This window comes from Blastomonas sp. (assembly GCF_041747255.1).
Classification (GTDB): Bacteria; Pseudomonadota; Alphaproteobacteria; order Sphingomonadales; family Sphingomonadaceae; genus Blastomonas.
Map to the genome: position 1 here is coordinate 1 of NZ_JBGTFM010000335.1, position 2043 is coordinate 2043.

At 59.3% G+C, this 2043-nt stretch carries 2 protein-coding genes and 1 pseudogene; 2 read left to right on the top strand and 1 reads right to left on the bottom strand.

Annotated features, from left to right (window positions below; genetic code table 11):
* Positions 1-51 precede the first annotated feature (51 nt).
* Complete coding sequence (locus ACEW8G_RS11425; RefSeq protein WP_373488544.1) at positions 52-774, bottom strand: Crp/Fnr family transcriptional regulator; 723 nt, start codon at positions 772-774, stop codon at positions 52-54.
* A 173-nt stretch (positions 775-947) separates the two neighbouring features.
* Here ACEW8G_RS11425 and ACEW8G_RS11430 point away from each other — a divergent pair, with 173 nt between their 5' ends.
* Positions 948-1229: a hypothetical protein gene (locus tag ACEW8G_RS11430; protein WP_373488545.1), complete on the top strand. Its 282-nt coding sequence runs from the start codon at positions 948-950 to the stop codon at positions 1227-1229.
* Positions 1230-1326: 97 nt separating this feature from the next.
* Positions 1327-2043: pseudogene (locus ACEW8G_RS11435) on the top strand (hypothetical protein); the annotation flags it as partial.

Below are 2043 nucleotides of genomic sequence, written 5' to 3' on the forward strand. Positions count from 1 at the left end.
CGAGGCAAGGCGGCGCAGGCTGCCTGATGCGCGACGTGTGGCGGGTGGCGGCTAACCCACCTTCTGCAGTCGCCCGTGCAGGTAATTACCATCGAACCCGGCAATTTGGGCCAGTTTAACCGGGTCGATGATGTTCAGTGATCCGGCTTTCAGTTCCATAACCTTGGCCAGTCGCAATTTCTTGAGCACGCGGTTAACATGGACCGGGGTGAGGCCGACGGCGTCGGCGAGGACGATCTGGGTCAGCGGTATTTCGCACTGGTCGCCGCTCGCCAGCCCGATGTTGCGCATGCGGATGTAGAGTTCGCACATCAGATGTGCGACGCGCTCTTCGCTCTTGCGCCGCCCCATGTTGACAATCCAGGCACGCAGTACCCCCTGATTAACCAGCTGTGACCACCAGAACGCGTGGGTAATCGTCGGCCGCGCGTCGACCAAAGCCTCCATCTCCGCGCGTGGCAGCGATGCGATTTTGGCTTCTGTCAACGTCACGATATTGTGGTCCATCTCTTTCAATACCTCGATATGAATGTCGCAAAAGTCACCCGGCATCAAGAACGCCAGAATCTGCCGCCCGCCATCGGGCAGCATCTTGTATCCGAACGCCCAGCCCTCCAGCATCACGAACACCGGATCAGGCGGGTCGCCCTCCCTGATCAGGTGATGGCCGGCGGGCACATCGCGAACGGTTCGGCACGACTTCGTCAGCAACGCAACATCGGCGTCGCTGAGCGGAGCATAGCCGCGCAGGCGTTCAACAAAGGCATTCGACATGAAAACACTCCTGCCTTCGGCGTAACTTGCGGGTCAAATCATGACATTAACCTTGGTTACGTTTGCCGGGGTGAAAACAGTTTATAACACAATTACTGTCGGCACGCGAACCCAGGCGCCGATAGCAGAGAGATGAGAGTTCGCTCTCGCCTGGTCGCAAAATCGGCAGAACCATGAACGACATACCCTTCAAGAGCATGCCCGAAACGTCCGTAGCTGGCGGACTGGAGCCCGATGCGCATGGTCAGGCGGCGCTGCTGCTGGCCGAAAGCATTTTGCACGCGCTGGTTGAGACCAAAGTCCTGTCGGTCGATGGCGCGCTTTCGGTGATCCAGACGACGTGCGAGGTAAAGGTTGAAGTTGCCGAGCGAACCGGAGAATCGAATGGCCGGATGCAGGAATCGCTTGAGTTGCTCAGGGCAATCTTCGCCAGCTTTGAGGTCGACAAGCAATAATCTGATCGAAAATAATCCCCCGGACTAATCGGGATCAACAACGGCGGCCACCAAATATGCGATCTAATTGACAGGCACAATTTACGGGAGTCGTCCGATGCGCTTCAGTCCACTTGAACCCGCCACGACCAGAGAGAATCCATGCAAGATTGCGCTTGAGGCAAGGATGCTGGAACTGTTCGCGCCCGTGAATAACAAGACCGGCAATTCGGCCGCTGCCAATGGCATTCAGAACGCCCCTTTGTGGCGGTCTGACGCTATCCATCGTGCGCGCAACCTTGCCCAGCTCACCCACTCGCTCGCCAACCTGTCCGAACACCCTTCGCGTCGCTGGCTGCCCGACACGCTGGTTGCGCAGACCCGCAGCCTGGCACGCGCCTATGAGGAGCTCGGCGCGGAATGTGACCAGACCGAGCTGGTGCCGTGCGTGCCGTTGCTGACCGAGATCGCCACCCGGCTGACGCTGATTTTCGGCAGCGCGCGAAACATCGCCGCAGTGGTCGACACACAACCGGTCTCGTTGGTGCCTGATATGCGCCGTGCGCTGATATTGATGTGCAGCGAGCTGATCATCAACACCCTGAAATATGGCTATCCCGATGGCGCTGGTGGTGTCATTCGGGTCAGCCTTATCAACGAGGCCGCAGGTGTGCGCCTGATCGTCGAAGATGACGGCGTCGGCCCTGCGAGCGCCGCGATGGCCGGGCAGGGCAGCGCACTGCTCGAACAGCTGGGCGATATCATGGGCGCATCCTTGACCAGAAGCCCGGGCGACAACAGCCAGGGCTATCGGGTCAGCGCGCAAATTGAGACA

What these genes read in the sequence shown, in the direction of transcription:
- ACEW8G_RS11425 (WP_373488544.1), bottom strand. Translation starts at nt 774, where the DNA reads ATGTCGAATGCCTTTGTTGAACGCCTGCGCGGCTATGCTCCGCTCAGC.
- ACEW8G_RS11430 (WP_373488545.1), top strand. Translation starts at nt 948, where the DNA reads ATGAACGACATACCCTTCAAGAGCATGCCCGAAACGTCCGTAGCTGGC.